This window comes from Haladaptatus marinus (assembly GCF_051194195.1).
Genome location: NZ_JBLZNK010000003.1, coordinates 1,014,060 through 1,030,440 on the forward strand (window position 1 = coordinate 1,014,060; position 16,381 = coordinate 1,030,440).

Consider the following 16,381-nt stretch of genomic DNA (forward strand, 5'->3'; position numbering starts at 1 on the left):
CTCTCGAACCGTGAGCACGGAGTCGGCTCGACCTACGGCGGTTGCGTTTGGAACGGGAACGTCAGTGCTGACGGTCATAACGGTGCAGCTGCTTGCGTTCTCGATTTCGTTTTCGGTCGGCCATCCCGAACTCTACGCCGTTTTCGCGATTCTGAGTGCTGGGGCGCTCGCGTTCGCTGCCGGACGTGGAACGTTCGGAATCCTCGCCGCGACTCTCGGAACCGTGCTACTCGTGGCGCTTGCCCTCCCGCTGTTGATGCTTGTCGCTCGACAGAATCCAGCGGCACTGCTCTCCTCGGCGACCAACCCCAGCGTTCAACGGGCACTCTTCCTCTCGGTGTACGCGCCTTTACTCTCCGCGCTGGCGTCGGTCGCGTTGGGCGTTCCACTCGCCGTCGTTCTCGCCCGCGGATTTCCGGGGCAGGCGCTGGTCGAGAGCCTCGTCGACTTGCCGCTGGTCGTACCACACAGCGTGGCCGGACTCGCGGTGCTATTCGCGTTCGGCCAGGGTGGTCTCCTTCCCCGAGCAAAGGTACTCGGAACCCTGTTCGGGATGGTGCTGGCGATGACGTTCGTCAGCGCACCCTTCGCGGTGAACGCCGCCCGAGAGGGATTCGAACGCGTGGATTCGCGCATCGAACGGGCCGCCCGAACCCTCGGCGCGAACGAGTGGGAGACGTTTCGGCGAGTGACAGCACCGCTGGCCGCCAGAAGTGTGCTGACTGGCGGCGTACTGGCGTGGGCACGGGCAGTTTCCGAGTTCGGTGCCGTCGCCATCGTCGCGTACAGCGTTTCGGTGTTTTACCCGCCAGCAATGGAGCGCGTTTCCGGCGTCCAACACGCGCCAGTGTTCATCTACAACACGTTCCTCTCGTCCGGACTGGAAGCGAGCGGTTCGGTTGCGACTCTGCTACTCGTGCTCTGTGTCGGACTCTTCGTGCTCGTCCGCTCACTGGCCTACGACCGAGGAGGGTGGCCGTGACGGAATCGGGACTCGCCATTGCGGTGAACGCGGCGTTCACGGCGGATGGCGCGACGTTCACGGTTGAAGCCGACGTGAATATTTCGGCGGGCGAAACGCTGGTCGTCCTCGGCCCCAGTGGAAGCGGAAAATCCCTCCTACTGGAAGCAGTTGCGGGGTTTCACGACCACGACGGCGCAATCTCGCTCGGTGGACGAGACGTGACGGGACTGCCCCCGGAGGAGCGCCGACTGGGATTCGTCTTTCAGGAGTACGCGCTCTTTCCACATCTTACCGTTGCGGAGAACGTCGCGTTCGGCGCGGAGTACCACCACGAAACGCACGACCCGCAGGAACTGCTGTCGGCACTGGGCGTCGCAAACCTCTCGGAACGATATCCCGAGACGTTGTCGGGCGGCGAAAAACAACGCGTCGCGCTCGCACGGTCACTACTCGTTCGGCCAGACGCCTTCCTGCTCGACGAACCGCTTTCGGCGCTGGACGTACCGACGCGCCAGTCGCTTCGTGAAGATTTGGCCGTACTGCTTTTGGACGAGACCGCGGTGTACGTTACACACGACAGAACGACGGCGCGAGTGCTGGCCGACCGAATCGCGGTGATGCGGAACGGCAGTATCGAACAGATTGGAACGCCGGACGCGATATTCGAACGCCCGGTATCGTCGTTCGTCGCGCGGTTTACCGGGAGCAACTGTTTGCCCCATCCCAACGGCGAGGGAACGATAGCGATTCGCCCGGAGCACGTCGAAATCGGTTCCACGAATCCGGATTACCGCGCACGGGTTATCCGGGTGTTGCCGGAGGATGGCCGATACCGCGTGGTGCTTTCGATGGATGGAAACCGGTGTGATTCCTACGCAACCAATCCGCCGTGCGTCGGTGAAGCAGTCAATGTCAGTTTAACCGATGATAAAACCCATAATGTCGGTTCACACGGTGGATAATTACAGGTAAAGGTACTTGAATTTCCGTCCGAATCCACAGTATAATGAATTATCTGGGGGGGACGATACATCACTGTTGGAGGGAGACGATGGCGATACGTAACCTGTTTGGCAAGGTCGTCGTCGCGATGCTGTCGCTGTTCGTCGTCAGCGCCGGTGGTTTCGGTGTAGCAGTCACATCGGGAATGGTGACGGTCGGCCAACCGACCGTCGACGGTGTCCAGACCGACTAGGGAACCGTGAACGCCCAGACGAGCGAAATCCAAACGAAAATCGATTTGAACAACCCGAACTCGGTCGGCGTTCCGGGCGTCGTGGACGTGAACTACGCAATCGGAATGAACGACGTGACCGTCGCCGAGGGAACGACCGACGGCGGCGTTCACGTGAAGCCCGGCGAGAAAACGTCGTTCGCCATCGACTCGGCGTTCAACAACGGGAAGCTTCCGACGTGGTGGGAAAGTCACGTGAAAAACGACGAGAAGACCACGATGAACGTACAGTTCTACGCCGTGGTTAAGGAAGACGGAGAGACGAAACGAGTCACACTCCCCTCCCTGAGCAAGCGCGTCGTCTTCACGACCGACGTACTTGGCGGTGGGAAGATCACGACGAAAACCGTGCCACGAACCGGTGCAGCCGAGTCCCAACCACCGAAGCTCCGATCGGTCGAAAGCGAGTGGGTCGTCCCCGAAACCGGCAACACCGGGATTCGAACCCGTACCATCGTGGCGAACCCGAACAAGCCGGGGTCGGTGTTCGCCGAGCATCTCTCCATCGATGCGAACTACCGAGTGCTGATGAACGACGTGCAGCTGGTCGAGGGCGAGACGAATCGGGATATCAGGCCGGGTCGCACCGACCTCGAACTCTCCGGGGAAATCACCGACCACGAAATCCAGCGCTGGTGGGTCAGCCACGTCAACAACGACGAGAAAACTGACCGCGTCGTCGAACGGGACGTGACGGTCGATGCTGGGTTCGCACGACTACCAGTCGGCGGGGAAGCGGAGCGCGGAACAGTCACGACCGATATGCTTGGTCCAGTCGATTCAAACGCGACGCTGCCGTTCTCGGTTGCGGGACGGCAAGTCGGACGTGTCTCGAACACGAAAGCCGAGTGGAGCGAAGCGACGATGGCCGAGACACCCATCGAATCCTCCGCCACCTTGAGAAACGACCGGAGCGAGTCGATTCACATCACTGAGGTCGGCTACCGCGTGACGATGAACGACATCGTGCTCTCGGACGAATCGAAGGACAAATCCATCGAAATCGAACCGCACAGCGAGACGACGATTCGGGACACCGTCCCGCTCGACAACTCGAAACTCGGCGCGTGGTGGAAGACGCACCTTCGTCGCGGCGAGGAGAGCACGCTCGCAGTCAACTACTACGTCGTCGTGGAGTATCATGGCTACACGGAGCGAGTCGAACTCGATGCGCTGAACTACGAGAAGACGGTGACGACGGATATTCTCGGCAACAAATCGGCGTAAGCGGATTTTATTGCTGATTTTCGAGCCAAAACGTATACTCTCACGCTAGAAAATACGAACCCATGGACGAGTCAATCGGTTCTCGATGGTGGATTTTTTTCGCGATGGTTGCAGCCAGCGTTCTCCTCGGACTCGTCGTGAACATCATTCCGTGGGGTATGCTCGGCCCGTTCGAACCGATTGTAGACGTCGCCTTTCTGCTCGCACAGGCTACTATCGCGGTTGGTCTCGTGCTATTTCCCCTCTTCCTCTTTCTCGATACCAGAGCGATCCGGCATGCTGAGAGTTCGTGGAATCCGAATCCGTCTCTTTACGGTCTCGGAGGACTGGTATATCCCGACATCACGGTTTTCGGACAGCAGGTGTACGGAATCATCATCGGCCTGCTCTCGATTGGCTACTTAGTGCTCCGGTACCGGCGCGTCGGCGTGTTTCGCCGCCACGTCTCCAACTTCGACCGAAACAAGCGCTTTTCTCCCCTGACCTCACAGACAAACTCATGACGTGGCGCGACCTGTTCGACCGTGCAGAGGAGTTCGACACCGACATCGAAGCCGTCCGGAAGACGCTGGTAGAGCAACGCGATGAGTAACCCGAATCCCGCCCGTATCGCCATCGACGCGGACGTGTTGGCCGCGGATCTGCTGGTCGGTAGGGATGCCCGCAGAATGATGGACATCGTTCGCGAACACTCGTGGATCGAACTCGTCGCCAGCGACGAACTGCTGTCCGATGCCGAAGAGGTCATCCGCGAACTGGCCGACGACGAGCTGGCGCGCGACTGGCGCGAGAAAATCGAAGTCCTCCAAATCGAAGTCGAACAGTCACCCGGCGACCACCCCGCCCTCGCCAGCGCCCACGCCGGAAACGCGGCACACATCATCTCCTACGATGACGACCTGCGAAGCGCGAAAACCGCGGCTACGCTTCAAGGTCGGATTTCGGTCAGCGTCAAGCGACCCGACGGGTTCGTCTCGCTGTTCGACCCCGAAAGTCTGTACGATGTGGTGGTCGGTGGTGAGTATCCGGGACCGGATAGCGATCCGAGAGCCTAAGTCGTCCTCCCGAATCGAGGGACGGGATTTTCGTTATCGGTCCGCCAACCAATCCGCGAACTTCGCCAACGCCCGTCCACGGTGGGAAATGGCGTTCTTTTCTTCCGTACTCATCTCGGCCATCGTATTGCCCTCGTGTTCGAAAATCGGGTCGTAGCCGAACCCGCCGTCACCGCGTGGTGCGACGAGCGTTCCGGGCACCGACCCGGAGAACGTCTCCGCGTTCTCGCCGTCGTAATACGCGACGATACAGCGGAAATGGGCGCGGCGGTTTTCCTCCTGTTCGGCGATTTGCCAGACGCGCTCGACGCCGAGGGTGTCCTCGACGTAAGCGGAATATGGGCCGGGAAAGCCACCGATTGCGTCAACGAACAATCCTGCGTCATCCACGACAATGGGGTCTTCGCCGCCAGTCTCCTCGAACGCTTCGTGTGCGCCGTGGAGCGCGATTTCCCCGAGGTCGTCGCTCTGGATTTCCGTGTAATCGTACTCGATTTGACGAACCTCGTCGTCAAGATAGTCGCGTGCCTCGCGGATTTTTCCCTCGTTGCCGGTGACGAACCGTATCATGGCAGAGAGGGTGTCCCGCGAACAAAAAGAGGCGTCGAATCAGTCGTCGTCTACGATGACTTCGACGGGTTCGTCCTCGACATCCTCCACGTCGGGGCCGCTTTGCTCGTGCCAGAGCAGGACGCCAGCGAGGGCGAGGACGAGCCACGAGCGCCAGTTGGCGAGATTGAGCGTATAGCCGATGCCGAACGGTTTCTCGACCAGCATTCCTTCGCCGGGCTTCCAGTAGGACGAGAGCATCCGCCCGACGCTCGGGCGTTCGAAGTTGTACGGCATGCCGAAGAGGGTTCCAGAGGTTTCTTTGTCGGACATATCATGGTGAATGACCGCGCCGGTAATAGCATTTGGGGCATCGGATGTGTAAAATAAATGACTGGTTGGGATTCGTGGAAAAACACGAGATGTGACGACGCCTTCGATACCAATGTGAGACAGTGTAGACCACAACTGCTTGGCACAATCAACGCCCAAACGAACATAGGAGCGAGTGGCGGGCCAACACCAAAGACAGATAGACCGATGAACCGCCCAAGCCAAACCCAGCCAGCCGAAGTGACGGTGGAAAGCCGACTTTCCAATACGCGATGGCAAGCCCACCCAGGCTCGCCTGCTGTCCTGGTGGCAACGGGCGAGCGACGGAGGGCACGAGTGGCCTGCCACGAGTAACTGACAGAGCGAGGGCGTGGCGTGCGCCTAGCAGTTGCAGTCACAGCAACGCTACCGCATCCGGTTTCAGAAACGCATCCAACGTGAAAAACAACGTGTCAGAATGCAAGTCGTCGTCACTGATACCGTCCGCGACCTTCGATTTCGCGCAACTGTGCGACGACACGCTCGTCGCCCGACTCCGAATAGGCGGACTCGAACTCACGCCGCAGTTCCTCGGCTACGTCCGAGGTTCCGGCGAGACTCTGGCTGAAGACGTGCAAATCCATCGCGTAGTCCTCCACATCGTCGGAGTGGTAGCCCAATCCGAAATCGATGAAGTACGTGCGGTCGTGCTCGCGGGAATCACCCGCTCGCTCGTTCCGGGGCGTGTCGCCCCCAGCACACCGAACGTTTCGCGTTGTCGGGTCGCCGTGGACGATTCCCGCCCGATGCATTACGCCGAGGTGCCGACCCACGTCGCGCACTCGCGATGCGGTCAGATCTTCGCGGAGGTCAGCCTCGCCGACGTGCTCGAACTCGATGCAAGCTTCCGCAGGGTCAACGTCGTAAACGACCGGCGTCGGCACACCGGCACGGCGCGCGTCGCTCGTCAAGCGTGCTTCGAGGGTCGTGCGCTCCTTACGTAAGCGCGCATCGAGTTGTGGATGACGATAGGATTTGGCCGTTCTGCGCTTCGTCACGCGTTCCGAGCCGATGGAAACGGTGGCTTCCGCGCCGCGAATCTCGCGTTCGCCGACGTTGCGGAACACTTCTTCGCGGTCGGTTCGCCAGGAGACGGCCACTTCGTCGGGGCGGAAGTTCGAATCCACCGCCGAATCCGTCACCGGAATCGTATCGCCCGCGTCCAGCATCTCCTTGCCGAGCACCGCAATCATCCCCGCGTTATCCCGTAGGAAACGCGGTTCGGGAGCGTAGAACTTCGCACCGCGCTGGTCGCACATTTCGCGGAGCATCTCGCGGAGACGGGCGTTCTGACCGACCCCACCACCGAGAACGAGTTCGTCCCGTCCGGTGAGCGACAGCGCGCGCTCCGCCACTTCGGTGAGCATGGCGAAGATGTTCTCCTGAAGCGAGAAACAAACGTCCTCGATTGCTTCGCCCGAATCGACGGCCTGTTTTGCCGCGCTCATGATGCCCGAAAACGAGAAATCCATCCCCTTCACGACGTACGGGAGGTCGATGTACTCGCCGTCTTTCGCGGCCTCCTCGACCTTTGGTCCGCCCGGATGTGACCATCCGACGTGTCGCGTGAATTTGTCGATGGCGTTGCCGACGCCCGTGTCCATCGTCTCGCCGAGAACGCGGTACCGACCGTTTCGGTAGCCCAACACGTGCGCGTTCGCGCCGCTGGCGTTCAGACAGATGGGCGAGTCGAATCCCGACTGCTGTCGGCCGATTTCGAGATGAGCCACCATGTGGTTCACGCCGAGCAACGGCACGTCCAGACTCTGGGACAACGCGCGCGCCGCGGTGCCGACGATTCGGAGACACGGGCCGAGACCCGGCCCGCGCGAGAACGAAACCGCATCGATTTGGCCGTCCGCTTCGGCCATCGCCGTCTCGATGACGCGCGGAATCGCGTCGCTCATGTGTTCTGCGGCTTCGCGCGGATGAATGCCACCGCTCTCGGGTTGGTAGGCGTCAGTCTCGATAAAAACTGAATCGGTGTTCGTATCGTAAACGGCCGCGCTGGCCGCCCACGCGGTACCCTCAACGCCGAGGATTCGCATTTACTTCCACTCGGTGTAACTGCACTTGCCACAGTGAAGTCGGTCACCGTGGTCGGCGAGGAACGAGTCGCCACAGCGCGGGCACTGCTCTCGCTCAGTCGTGCCGTCGTCGTTGTAGAGTTCGTTGCGCGCCATTATTCAGCCTCCTCGGCTTCCGCTTCCGTGTCAGTGTCGGCGTCGTCCGCCGTGATTTTGTTGCGTTCGAGCATGTAGTCCTGTTCGACATCGCGCGCGTGCTCGGAGCTGTCGTAGACTTTCGCGTAGCCGACGGTCTTGCGCATACCGAATTTCGTGCTCATTTCGTGGACGACGACTTCGTCCGCGTTTTTGTCGAGTTTCGCCGCGAGGCTGTCTCGAACCGAGAGACGCGAGGGCGTTGCCTCGTCGTGAACGATCTGGAACCGCACTTCAGTCCGGTGGAGCATTGGGTTCTGCTCCTGTGAGAGGATTTCGACTTCCATGTGTAACACTCAGTTATACTCCTTTTCTCCCTGTAGCGTGTAAAAGGATTTCGAAGTGGGCGATTCGTCCGAAGAGACGGCTACAGTGGAAGCCACGGAGAATGGATGTCGCGGGTTGGGATATGCTACTGTTCCTGTCCACCATCGTTCACCCGATATTCGATGATGCCGTCGCATTACTCGTTTCGCCTCGTCGATTATGAATTCCTCTCCGCACCGACGAGCGAGAAGAGCCGTTTCGTATCGCCGTCCATCTGCGCGAGGAGATTTTCGACCTGCTTTTGCACGGAGGGAGTTACCTGCACGTGAACCATTCCTTCGTCCGGTTGGCCGTAGATGACGCTTCCACCTGTAGGGACGGCAAGCACCGCCGGGAGCGCCGCGAGGTCTTCTTCTCCGTCGACGACGAGCACTGTCGCCTCGGGCGCGGCAATCGCCTCGACGAGCGCGGAAAGGAGGTCGTCAGTGAGCACTCCGGCCGGATTTTCGACCGTCACGTGCCGGGCGTCGTCGCTTACCGCGTCGCGGATTTCTGGCTCGACTGCATCGCGTTTTGTCAATCCATCGACTAACGCTACGTCCGGTGTGACGCCGACAGATTCGAGATGATAGGTAACGACATCGCCGACAGCGACGAGCGGACTTCCCGTGGAGTCAAGAAGCGTCTCTGCGTCAGTAAAAATAGGCCCAAGCGGTTCCTTAAGCTCACTTCGCAGTGTGCGAGGGAGCGAGACGACGGTTTCTGTCACGTCTATCTGACTTTCAGCGCGTAACTGCCCGGCTCCGTCACCTGCATTTCCTGCCCGATTTCGCTCTCCTCGGGGTGGGCGATGACGACGTAGCCGCTCCAGTCTTCCGTGAGACTGGTCGAGTTGCACACCGAACAGATTTCCTCGTCCGCGTCCAGAACGGCGTGGCAGTCGCGACAGGCGAGTCGGTTACTGGCCATGGTTACTCACTCTCGGTTGCTGGTTGGCGTTTTTCACGATCCTCTTTCAGCCAGCCGTGTTTGCCCAGTCCGACCTGCTTCGCCGTGAGGCCGATTTTGCTCTCGCGTGGGTTGCGCTCGTCAATGCTCTTCGTAACGATTCGTGCTCGAACCGAGTCACCGACACCGAGCGTGCGGTTGGACTCGCGGGAGGCGAGTTGTTGGTTCTCTTCGTCGAATGCGAGATATTCGTCGGAAATCTGGGAGACGTGGAGCAGTCCGTCTACCGGCCCGATGCCAACGAACGCCCCGAAGTTGACGACTTCCACGACTTCTCCGTCGACGACCTCCTGCATCTGAGGGTCGAACGTGACGGCGTCGAACTCCGCTTCGTAGTAGACGCCGGGGCGGTTTGGAAGCACCGCACCGTGGCCGATATCGTGAACTTTGGTGACGCTGACGACACTGCCGACGTCTTCGTCCATCCGTCCTTCGAGCTTGTCCTGTAGTAGCCGCTGCACCAGCCCCGGCGTTACGTCCGCGAGGAACTGGGGAGGTACCTCGACCGTATCTTTCAGTCTAACCCGTTTGTACATGCTATGGTTGAGTGATTGCGAGTTTGTTCCCGCCCCTTATATGAATTACCGGAACGCCGGCGTCGAGCAGACGGTCCCGGAGGGGCGCGTCGTTCGTGACGACGAAGTCGAACTCGGGTGCGAGTTCGACCAACGCGTCGTCGGCATACGATTCGTGATGGTCGATGGTTTCACAGCGGGTCGCCAAATCAGCGCCAACGCTGGCGGCAGTCGCTTCCGCGCCGCCGCCCTGCGAGAGTCCGTCGAGTTCCGAGATGACGGCACGCGGTGCGACGCACTCGAACTGGCCTAACAGCCGGTCGAGTTCGTCGAACAGCCTGACGTCCGATTCGACGGGCATCATGAGCGCGCTCGTGTCCATGGCGACCGTGAGAGCCATCAGTTGGTAGTGAGCGTTCCGATTCCGATGAGTCGCCATCGTGCGCCGATACGGCGGTTGATGGCGATTTTCGCACCTTCCGGCGCGCAGACGGGTCGTTTGAGTGCGACTTCACACTCGCCGTCGCGCGCGCTGGTGACCGAACCAACCGTCGTCGCCGTGCCGACGGTCAGCATGAGCGGTTCGCCCGTGCTGATTTCGTCGATTTCCTCGTCGTCCAAGCCGACGAGACGGTCGAGCAGGTCGATTTTCATCGTGAACTGTTCCCACGTCGGGGGAAGGCTGCCGGGCGTTCCGGCGACCTGTCCGGCCAGCGCGTCACCCTTCGTGTAACTCGGGTCGAGTCCGGTACCGACACCGAGCAGTCCACCGGGTGTGACTTTGTCCACCATCTCGCCGCCCGCCTGAAGGGAGCGAACGTCGGTTTCGATGGGTTCCCATTGGGTCTGGCCCCCCTCGTCGATTTCACGGCCAGGACGGAGTTCAAGTTCGTCGCCTTCGGTGAGTTTCCCTTGCACAAGACTGCCACCGAGAACGCCACCGGTGAGTTCGTCCCACGTGGTGCCGGGACGGTTGATGTCGAAACTGCGGGCGACGTACATCTGTGGGTCGTCCTCCGGGTTGCGCTCCGGTGTCGGAATCTCTTCCTCGATAGCCTGCATCAGCAGGTCGATGTTGACTTCCTGCTGGGCGCTGATCGGGACGACTGGTGCGTCTTCCGCGACGGTGCCTTCCACGAACTCCTGAATCTGTTCGTAGTTGCGCTCCACGCGGTCACGGTCGATCAAGTCGATTTTGTTCTGTGCGATGACGATGTTCTCGATGCCGATGATGTCGAGCGCCATCAGGTGCTCTTCGGTCTGGGCCTGCGGGACGGTTTCCGTGGCCGAGACGACGAGCACTGCGCCGTCCATCAGCGATGCGCCCGAGAGCATCGTCGCCATGAGCGTTTCGTGGCCGGGTGCGTCCACGAACGAAACTGTACGAATCGGTTCGCTGTCCGAACCGTCAGGGCACGTCTCATCGACCGTGTAGCATTCCGGCGCGTCCACGTCCGGACACTTCCGGAACGTCGCGTCGGCGTAGCCGAGTCGAATCGAGATGCCCCGTTTCATCTCTTCGGAGTGCTGGTCGGTCCATTCGCCGGAAAGCGCCTGCACGAGTGTTGTCTTCCCGTGATCGACGTGGCCGACGAGTCCGATGTTCACCTCCGGTTGGTTGTGTGTTCCTGTCAACGTTGACCTCCTGAGAGTAATTTGTCGTAGATTCGGCCCGAACGACTGATAAACCTACTGTTCTGGTATGGCGCGCGCTCGTGACAAATTATTTGCAAAAATGCAGTTCACACAACACTTTATTGGTTTCCCGACAATACTTCGCGTATGAGCAGCGACACCCCGCTTCAGGAGTGCGATGACTGCCTCGCTCCGGCGGAGGCGTTTTCGGTCATCGCCAACGAAACCCGACTGTCGATTCTGGAGGCGCTCTGGCAGGCACCCGAGCGCCCGGTTCGATTTTCGGAACTCCGGAAGAAAGTCGGCATGCGCGATAGTGCCCAGTTCAACTACCACCTCCAGCAGTTGGCCGACCATTTCGTCGTCCAGACCGACGACGGCTACGACTTCCGACAAGCCGGGAAGAAGGTCGTCAGCGCGATTCTGGCCGGGTCGTTCAACGAACATCCCAGACTCGACCCAATCGAACTGGTCGAAACCTGCACGGACTGTGATGCGAACCTGCGGGCCGTCTACGAGGATGAAACGTTGGTCATCGCATGCCCCGACTGCACCAAACTCCACGGAAGCTACCCCTTCCCGCCGGGCGGCTTGAACGACCGAACCGACTGCGAAATAATGGATGCGTTCAACCAGCGCGTGCGCCACCTCCACTGCCTCGCCGCCGACGGCGTCTGTCCGGAGTGCAACGGAAAGATGGGAACGACCGTAACCCGCGACAGCGAGGACGCTCTCGGAACCAAGGTTCGCGTCGACCATCGCTGTGAGCAGTGCCGTCACCGACTGCAATCCACGGTCGGACTGTCGCTCCTCGACCAATCGCAGGTCGTCACCTTCTACAGCGACCACGGAATCGACCTCTGTACGAATCCGTTCTGGGCACTCTCGTGGTGTGTAAGCGACGAACACACGACGGTGCTCTCTGACGACCCGTGGAAAATCGAGGTCTCGATTCCGCTCTCCGGCGACGAACTCAACATAGTCATGGACGGCGACCTGAACGTCATCGAAATCGAGCAGAGTGGATCCGTGCAGACCGGCGCAGAACGCACTGCGACCGGCACGAACCACGCCGCGACTGACGCGAAAGGAACCGAGTGACGGTAGGGAGACAGAAGGGCAGTCTTCGACCGGTAATCCGGTCAGCGACGACCGGAACGCAGTTCAACATTTGTAGCAATATTCTTACAATACCGTATTTCAGTAGCGCGGCCTACATAAATGTACTTCAGATAACAATTTTGCGGGGAGAAGTCCTCTATCTACATGAGGAAACGAACAATGAAGTACGAAACCAACCCCTTCCCTGAACGGATTCCACTCTTCCACGCGGTGCGTCGGGCGATGACGGTCGTGTTCGCTCTCGTGGCCAGTCTCGGTGCGGTCACCGTTGCCGGTCTCCTGTACATCTACGGACTGGAACTGGCCGGAGCGAACGTAGCCCTGTTGCTCGTCGGGTGGGTCACAAGCATCGGCGTCGCAGTGATGCTCCCGTTCCTCGTTGTCCGAATCGTCGGCACGATTCTCACGACGTTCCGACTGTAACGTTTTTCGCTTTTTCGCTCGAATCTGACGCGAACGACTATTGAATTCGGTCGCTAACCTCCGTTTGTGGGGAGAATCGATGTGCCATCCACGGGGGAGCAACGAGCCTATCGAGAACCGAGAACCGACCAGCGAAAAGCGTGAGTCGAGGAACGAACGCGAACGGGCGAAGGACGAACGAACGAAAGACGAGGGTATTCTCGCCCGGACGAAGGCGATCGTTGCTTCGCTGTTCGACACACCCGGCGAGAACGGACGACGAGAACCGGACTCGACGATGCGGATTGATGGGGTTTCGGAGCGACGGCCGACCGTCGAAACGAATCGCGGGAGCGAGGCTGACGGGACAGAAGAGTCCCTTCTCGCGAACGACTGACGCGGGCTTTTTGTTTTCGGCGCGCTGAACCAGTACCGTGCGAGAGTTCCCGTTCGAACTGGCGCTATGTGCCCACCTCGAAGCGACGACTGACGACATTCTCGCGCGACAAATCGGTGGTGGCGTTCACGCGCCCTCGAATCGCATCATCGACGTGCTGTGTGTCGAACCCGGCCCGGCGTTCGACGCCCGAACCAGAGTGACGAGCGAGCGAATTCCCGACGCCGCAATCGAGAGCGACGTTGGCGTCGGGCAAGCACGGTACTGGCGGAACGCCTTCAACACGTCGCCGGAATACGCCCGGCAAATCGTGGATAGGGCGGTCGAAATCGGGTTTTTCGAACGGGAACGCAGGAACGGCAGGGAGTACGTCCGACAGGTTGCACGTTATCCGGACTGGTTCGGGCGACTCGTCGGTATCGAAAACAAACCCGACCTCGGCGACCCCGGCGACCTCGAAACACAACTCCGTAAGGACGTGAGCCTCGGTCTCGTAGACGAAGTCGTGTTGGCGACCGAGAGCTACGTCACCCGTGCCCACCTGAACCGCATTCCCGACGAGGTCGGCGTCTGGCGGTTCGAGGGAGAAGAAATCGAAGTGATTCGCGAACCAACGTCACTGCAAACGGAGGCGGCGGGAACCGAACTCATCGAACAGCACGCGGGGAAGACGGACGTTCGCGTCGTCACCGCAAGCGAGAAGGCCCGCCAGCGTCGGCGGATGGCCGAACGCGCGTACGGCAAAGGGTGGCGAACCTACGACTTTCCGGCGTGTGCCGAAATCGAACCACGGCACGGCGGCATCCCGTACTGTCATTGGAAAGGCCGCATCGTGAATCCGATTCACTGTGACCCGAAGTGTCCGGGTCACGACCGGGCCGAGCCGCCGGATATCGACCTCGATTCGGAGCGCGATTCACGGACGCCGTGGGTCGCCGACCCGGCGGGACGGAAACGACGACAGTCCGGACTCGATGTCTTTCGAACGGGAGAATGAGGTCGTCGTCCTGTGACTGAGGTCGAAATGATACAAAGGCGATAAGAAAGCGTTGTGAGAGTACCATAAGCCACCCCCAAATAGCCCTTTTGAGTGATTTCTGGGCCACATGTATCATCGATTTATATCCGTTTTGACGATACCGTACAGGCGACGGGTTCACGAAAGGATGTGTAAACATACAAGATGCGGGAAGCGGATAGACAAGGATATGCAGACGCCCTCTCGACGGCAGTTGCTCGCCGTCGGTGCGATACTCCTGTGCTGTCTTCCTCTGTTGGCTTCGCCACTCACCGCCCAATCGGGTGGGCAAGGAAGTACCCAAAATCCCTGTGCCGGGACGATGGTGAACCCGGCGAACGGAACGACCGTCATCGCCGTGCAAGGCTACTCGTGGCTCGAAAATGGCGGCAAAGAACCCGCGAAACTCGTCGGTGTCGGACCGAAGGGAGAGGTGAAATGGGTTCATCATACTGCGGAACACGGCATGATCTGGGGATACGACGTTGACCCGATGGAAAACGGAAACCTCTTCGTCACCGGAACGGCGAACGGGAAAACCGTCGTCTACGAGTTCAACCCCCGTACACAGGAACACGTCTGGGAGGAGTCGCTTCCGATCCACGACACCCACGACATCGACCTGATCAACAACGGCACACAGCTCCTCGTCGCCAACATGCGCGCCTCCAATCCGGAGACCGGAAAAGCCGACGACAGCATCTTCGTCTACGATTTGGAGAAAGACGAAATCGTCTGGCGCTGGTACTTCCGGAGCGAGTACCCAAAGTCCGTCGGTGGCAACTACTCGAAGGACTGGACGCACGTGAACGACGTGGACAAAATCGGTGACGGTCGGTATCTCGCCTCGCCACGAAACTTCGACCAAGCTATCGTCGTTAATCGTTCCACGAACGACGTCGAGATGCAACTCGGTTCCGACGACGAACACGATATTCTCGACATGCAACACAACCCGGACTACTTGGAAAGTGAAGACGGCAATCCGACGTTCCTCGTTGCCGACTCCGAGAACGAGCGCATCGTCGAGTACGAAAAGCAGGGCGACGACTGGAAACTGACGTGGGAACTCGGCAAGAAAGATGACCTCCGATGGCCCCGCGACGCCGACCGCCTCTCGAACGGCAACACGCTCATCGGCGATTCCAAAAACCAGCGCGTCCTCGAAGTGACGCCGACCGGCGATGTCGTCTGGGAGTTCTACGCACCGTGGCTGGTTTACGATGTCGCACGCATTCCAAACGAACGCGCCGAAAGTCCGACCATCGCCGACCAGAACGCGACGGGAAGCTACGGAATCAACGGCGATGCGGCAAAGTACGACGCCGAAACGATGAAGCGGTGTCACTCCTACCTCCAGTCCATCGACGGCTGGGCGGACGGTCAGCAGCCGGAAACTGAAAGCGGGTCCAGCGATTCGGGCATCCAGGACGACGACGAACGGAACAACGGCAGCCTCGGCGGGCCGAAAAACGACGAATCCATCAGCGGGGGCATGTCGCTCCCCGGATTCGACTTCGTGGTCGGTGTTGTCGGGCTGTTGCTCGCAGTCGCCTTCTTCGTCCGGCGTCGTTAGAGCAGGTATCGCTCGCCGTCTACCGCTAACGGCTCCTCGAACGCTTCTTCTGCGGGATAAAAGTGTGATACGTGGACGAGCCGCGTCTCTTTTGCACCGAGTTCGTCCGCCAACGAGAGCGCTCCCTCGCGAGTCATGTGTTTATATCCGAACGTCCGCGGAACTCCATCCTCGGAGTGGTGTCGGCCGCCTGCGGGGTGGTATTCACAGAGCGAGGCCGGAACGATAGCGTCAGCGAGAAAGAGATCCGGGTCGGTCATTTTCTCGCGCGAGGAGTCGGGAATCCCGTAGTTCGTATCGCCCGAGAGAACGAGTTTCCCCCCGTCTCCTTCGACGACCACCCCGTAGCAGAGCAGCGGTGGATGTTCGACTGGTGCGAGAGTCACGTCGAACCCGCAAACCGAAAACGACGTGAGCGGATCGTGGTCGTGGACGGAAATCTTGTCGAGGTAGTCGAACTTGGTTCGAATCGTCTCGGCGACGCTCTCGTCTTTCTCGGGGTCGATTTCGTTCGCAGCGTGAACCGGCAGCGAGTCGAACAGTCGATAGGAGTTGCCCAACCCGTCCAAGTGGTCGAAGTGAACGTGCGTAATGATGAGTTCGTCCGGTAGCGGCACGTCATGAGTGAGAAATTGGTGTCGAAAGTCGGGACTGGCGTCGATAAGGAGACACTCGTCCGTCGCTTCGTTGCGGACGTGAACCGAAAAGCGCGAGCGCTCGATATCGCGCTCACGAGCCATGGAACAGGTGTCACAGTCGCATCCAGGCGTCGGCGTCCCCGTCGTGTCGCCAGTGCCGAGGAGGGTGACTTCCATCAC

The 16,381-nt window shown here is 60.0% G+C and carries 22 protein-coding genes; 11 read left to right on the top strand and 11 right to left on the bottom strand.

What is annotated here, in order from left to right:
* Positions 1-10: 10 nt before the first annotated feature.
* The 6 genes from ACN2TU_RS11415 (at position 11) to ACN2TU_RS11440 (ending at position 4,480) form a co-directional block, all read left to right on the top strand.
* Positions 11-982: an ABC transporter permease gene (locus ACN2TU_RS11415; protein WP_435155438.1), complete on the top strand. Its 972-nt coding sequence runs from the start codon at positions 11-13 to the stop codon at positions 980-982.
* Positions 979-1,926: an ABC transporter ATP-binding protein gene (locus ACN2TU_RS11420; RefSeq protein WP_435155439.1), complete on the top strand. Its 948-nt coding sequence runs from the start codon at positions 979-981 to the stop codon at positions 1,924-1,926. The genes ACN2TU_RS11415 and ACN2TU_RS11420 overlap by 4 nt, the downstream gene beginning before the upstream one ends.
* An 89-nt stretch (positions 1,927-2,015) precedes the next feature.
* Positions 2,016-2,159 (top strand): hypothetical protein, encoded by a 144-nt coding sequence (locus ACN2TU_RS11425; RefSeq protein ID WP_435155440.1) that lies wholly within the window; start codon positions 2,016-2,018, stop codon positions 2,157-2,159.
* A gap of 6 nt (positions 2,160-2,165) precedes the next feature.
* A complete protein-coding gene (locus ACN2TU_RS11430; protein WP_435155441.1) occupies positions 2,166-3,425 on the top strand; it encodes an LEA type 2 family protein in 1,260 nt (419 codons plus the stop codon).
* A 62-nt stretch (positions 3,426-3,487) separates the two neighbouring features.
* Positions 3,488-3,928, top strand: coding sequence for a hypothetical protein (locus tag ACN2TU_RS11435; RefSeq protein WP_435155442.1), 441 nt, complete (start codon positions 3,488-3,490; stop codon positions 3,926-3,928).
* Between the two features lie 81 nt (positions 3,929-4,009).
* Positions 4,010-4,480, top strand: a complete 471-nt coding sequence (locus ACN2TU_RS11440) for a DUF7384 family protein (RefSeq protein WP_435155443.1) — start codon at positions 4,010-4,012, stop codon at positions 4,478-4,480.
* Between the two features lie 33 nt (positions 4,481-4,513).
* Here ACN2TU_RS11440 and ACN2TU_RS11445 read toward each other — a convergent pair whose 3' ends face one another.
* The 10 genes from ACN2TU_RS11445 to ACN2TU_RS11490 form a co-directional block, all read right to left on the bottom strand.
* Positions 4,514-5,050: an XTP/dITP diphosphatase gene (locus tag ACN2TU_RS11445; protein WP_435155445.1), complete on the bottom strand. Its 537-nt coding sequence runs from the start codon at positions 5,048-5,050 to the stop codon at positions 4,514-4,516.
* 39 nt (positions 5,051-5,089) lie between these two features.
* The gene (locus ACN2TU_RS11450) at positions 5,090-5,362 is read right to left on the bottom strand and encodes a DUF5808 domain-containing protein (RefSeq protein ID WP_435155446.1); all 273 of its coding nucleotides are present in this window, start codon (positions 5,360-5,362) and stop codon (positions 5,090-5,092) included.
* A gap of 470 nt (positions 5,363-5,832) precedes the next feature.
* Positions 5,833-7,449 (bottom strand): bifunctional N(6)-L-threonylcarbamoyladenine synthase/serine/threonine protein kinase, encoded by a 1,617-nt coding sequence (locus tag ACN2TU_RS11455; RefSeq protein ID WP_435155447.1) that lies wholly within the window; start codon positions 7,447-7,449, stop codon positions 5,833-5,835.
* Complete coding sequence (locus ACN2TU_RS11460; protein WP_435155448.1) at positions 7,450-7,584, bottom strand: 30S ribosomal protein S27ae; 135 nt, start codon at positions 7,582-7,584, stop codon at positions 7,450-7,452.
* A complete protein-coding gene (locus ACN2TU_RS11465) occupies positions 7,584-7,910 on the bottom strand; it encodes a 30S ribosomal protein S24e (RefSeq protein ID WP_435155449.1) in 327 nt (108 codons plus the stop codon). The genes ACN2TU_RS11460 and ACN2TU_RS11465 overlap by 1 nt, the downstream gene beginning before the upstream one ends.
* 197 nt (positions 7,911-8,107) lie before the next feature.
* Positions 8,108-8,659 (bottom strand): GTP-dependent dephospho-CoA kinase family protein, encoded by a 552-nt coding sequence (locus ACN2TU_RS11470; protein WP_435155451.1) that lies wholly within the window; start codon positions 8,657-8,659, stop codon positions 8,108-8,110.
* Between the two features lie 2 nt (positions 8,660-8,661).
* Positions 8,662-8,859, bottom strand: coding sequence for a transcription elongation factor subunit Spt4 (gene spt4 / locus ACN2TU_RS11475; RefSeq protein ID WP_266078870.1), 198 nt, complete (start codon positions 8,857-8,859; stop codon positions 8,662-8,664).
* Between the two features lie 2 nt (positions 8,860-8,861).
* A complete protein-coding gene (locus ACN2TU_RS11480; protein ID WP_435155452.1) occupies positions 8,862-9,434 on the bottom strand; it encodes a DNA-directed RNA polymerase in 573 nt (190 codons plus the stop codon).
* Between the two features lies 1 nt (position 9,435).
* Positions 9,436-9,813 (bottom strand): PIN domain-containing protein, encoded by a 378-nt coding sequence (locus tag ACN2TU_RS11485; RefSeq protein ID WP_435155453.1) that lies wholly within the window; start codon positions 9,811-9,813, stop codon positions 9,436-9,438.
* Positions 9,813-11,048, bottom strand: coding sequence for a translation initiation factor IF-2 subunit gamma (locus ACN2TU_RS11490; RefSeq protein WP_435155455.1), 1,236 nt, complete (start codon positions 11,046-11,048; stop codon positions 9,813-9,815). Before ACN2TU_RS11490 ends, ACN2TU_RS11485 begins: the two co-directional genes overlap by 1 nt.
* A gap of 147 nt (positions 11,049-11,195) precedes the next feature.
* Between ACN2TU_RS11490 and ACN2TU_RS11495 the strand changes: the two genes are divergently transcribed.
* The 5 genes from ACN2TU_RS11495 (at position 11,196) to ACN2TU_RS11515 (ending at position 15,563) form a co-directional block, all read left to right on the top strand.
* Positions 11,196-12,149 (top strand): winged helix-turn-helix domain-containing protein, encoded by a 954-nt coding sequence (locus ACN2TU_RS11495; RefSeq protein ID WP_435155456.1) that lies wholly within the window; start codon positions 11,196-11,198, stop codon positions 12,147-12,149.
* A 165-nt stretch (positions 12,150-12,314) separates the two neighbouring features.
* Positions 12,315-12,593 (top strand): hypothetical protein, encoded by a 279-nt coding sequence (locus ACN2TU_RS11500; protein ID WP_435155457.1) that lies wholly within the window; start codon positions 12,315-12,317, stop codon positions 12,591-12,593.
* A gap of 79 nt (positions 12,594-12,672) precedes the next feature.
* Positions 12,673-12,969 carry a hypothetical protein gene (locus tag ACN2TU_RS11505; protein WP_435155458.1) on the top strand — a complete coding sequence of 99 codons (297 nt, stop codon included), beginning with the start codon at positions 12,673-12,675 and terminating at the stop codon, positions 12,967-12,969.
* A gap of 37 nt (positions 12,970-13,006) precedes the next feature.
* A complete protein-coding gene (locus tag ACN2TU_RS11510; RefSeq protein WP_435155459.1) occupies positions 13,007-13,966 on the top strand; it encodes a DUF5787 family protein in 960 nt (319 codons plus the stop codon).
* Between the two features lie 211 nt (positions 13,967-14,177).
* Complete coding sequence (locus tag ACN2TU_RS11515; protein ID WP_435155461.1) at positions 14,178-15,563, top strand: arylsulfotransferase family protein; 1,386 nt, start codon at positions 14,178-14,180, stop codon at positions 15,561-15,563.
* Here ACN2TU_RS11515 and ACN2TU_RS11520 read toward each other — a convergent pair.
* On the bottom strand, positions 15,560-16,378 hold the full coding sequence (locus ACN2TU_RS11520) for an MBL fold metallo-hydrolase (protein WP_435155463.1): 819 nt from the start codon (positions 16,376-16,378) through the stop codon (positions 15,560-15,562). The genes ACN2TU_RS11515 and ACN2TU_RS11520 overlap by 4 nt on opposite strands.
* Positions 16,379-16,381: the final 3 nt, after the last annotated feature.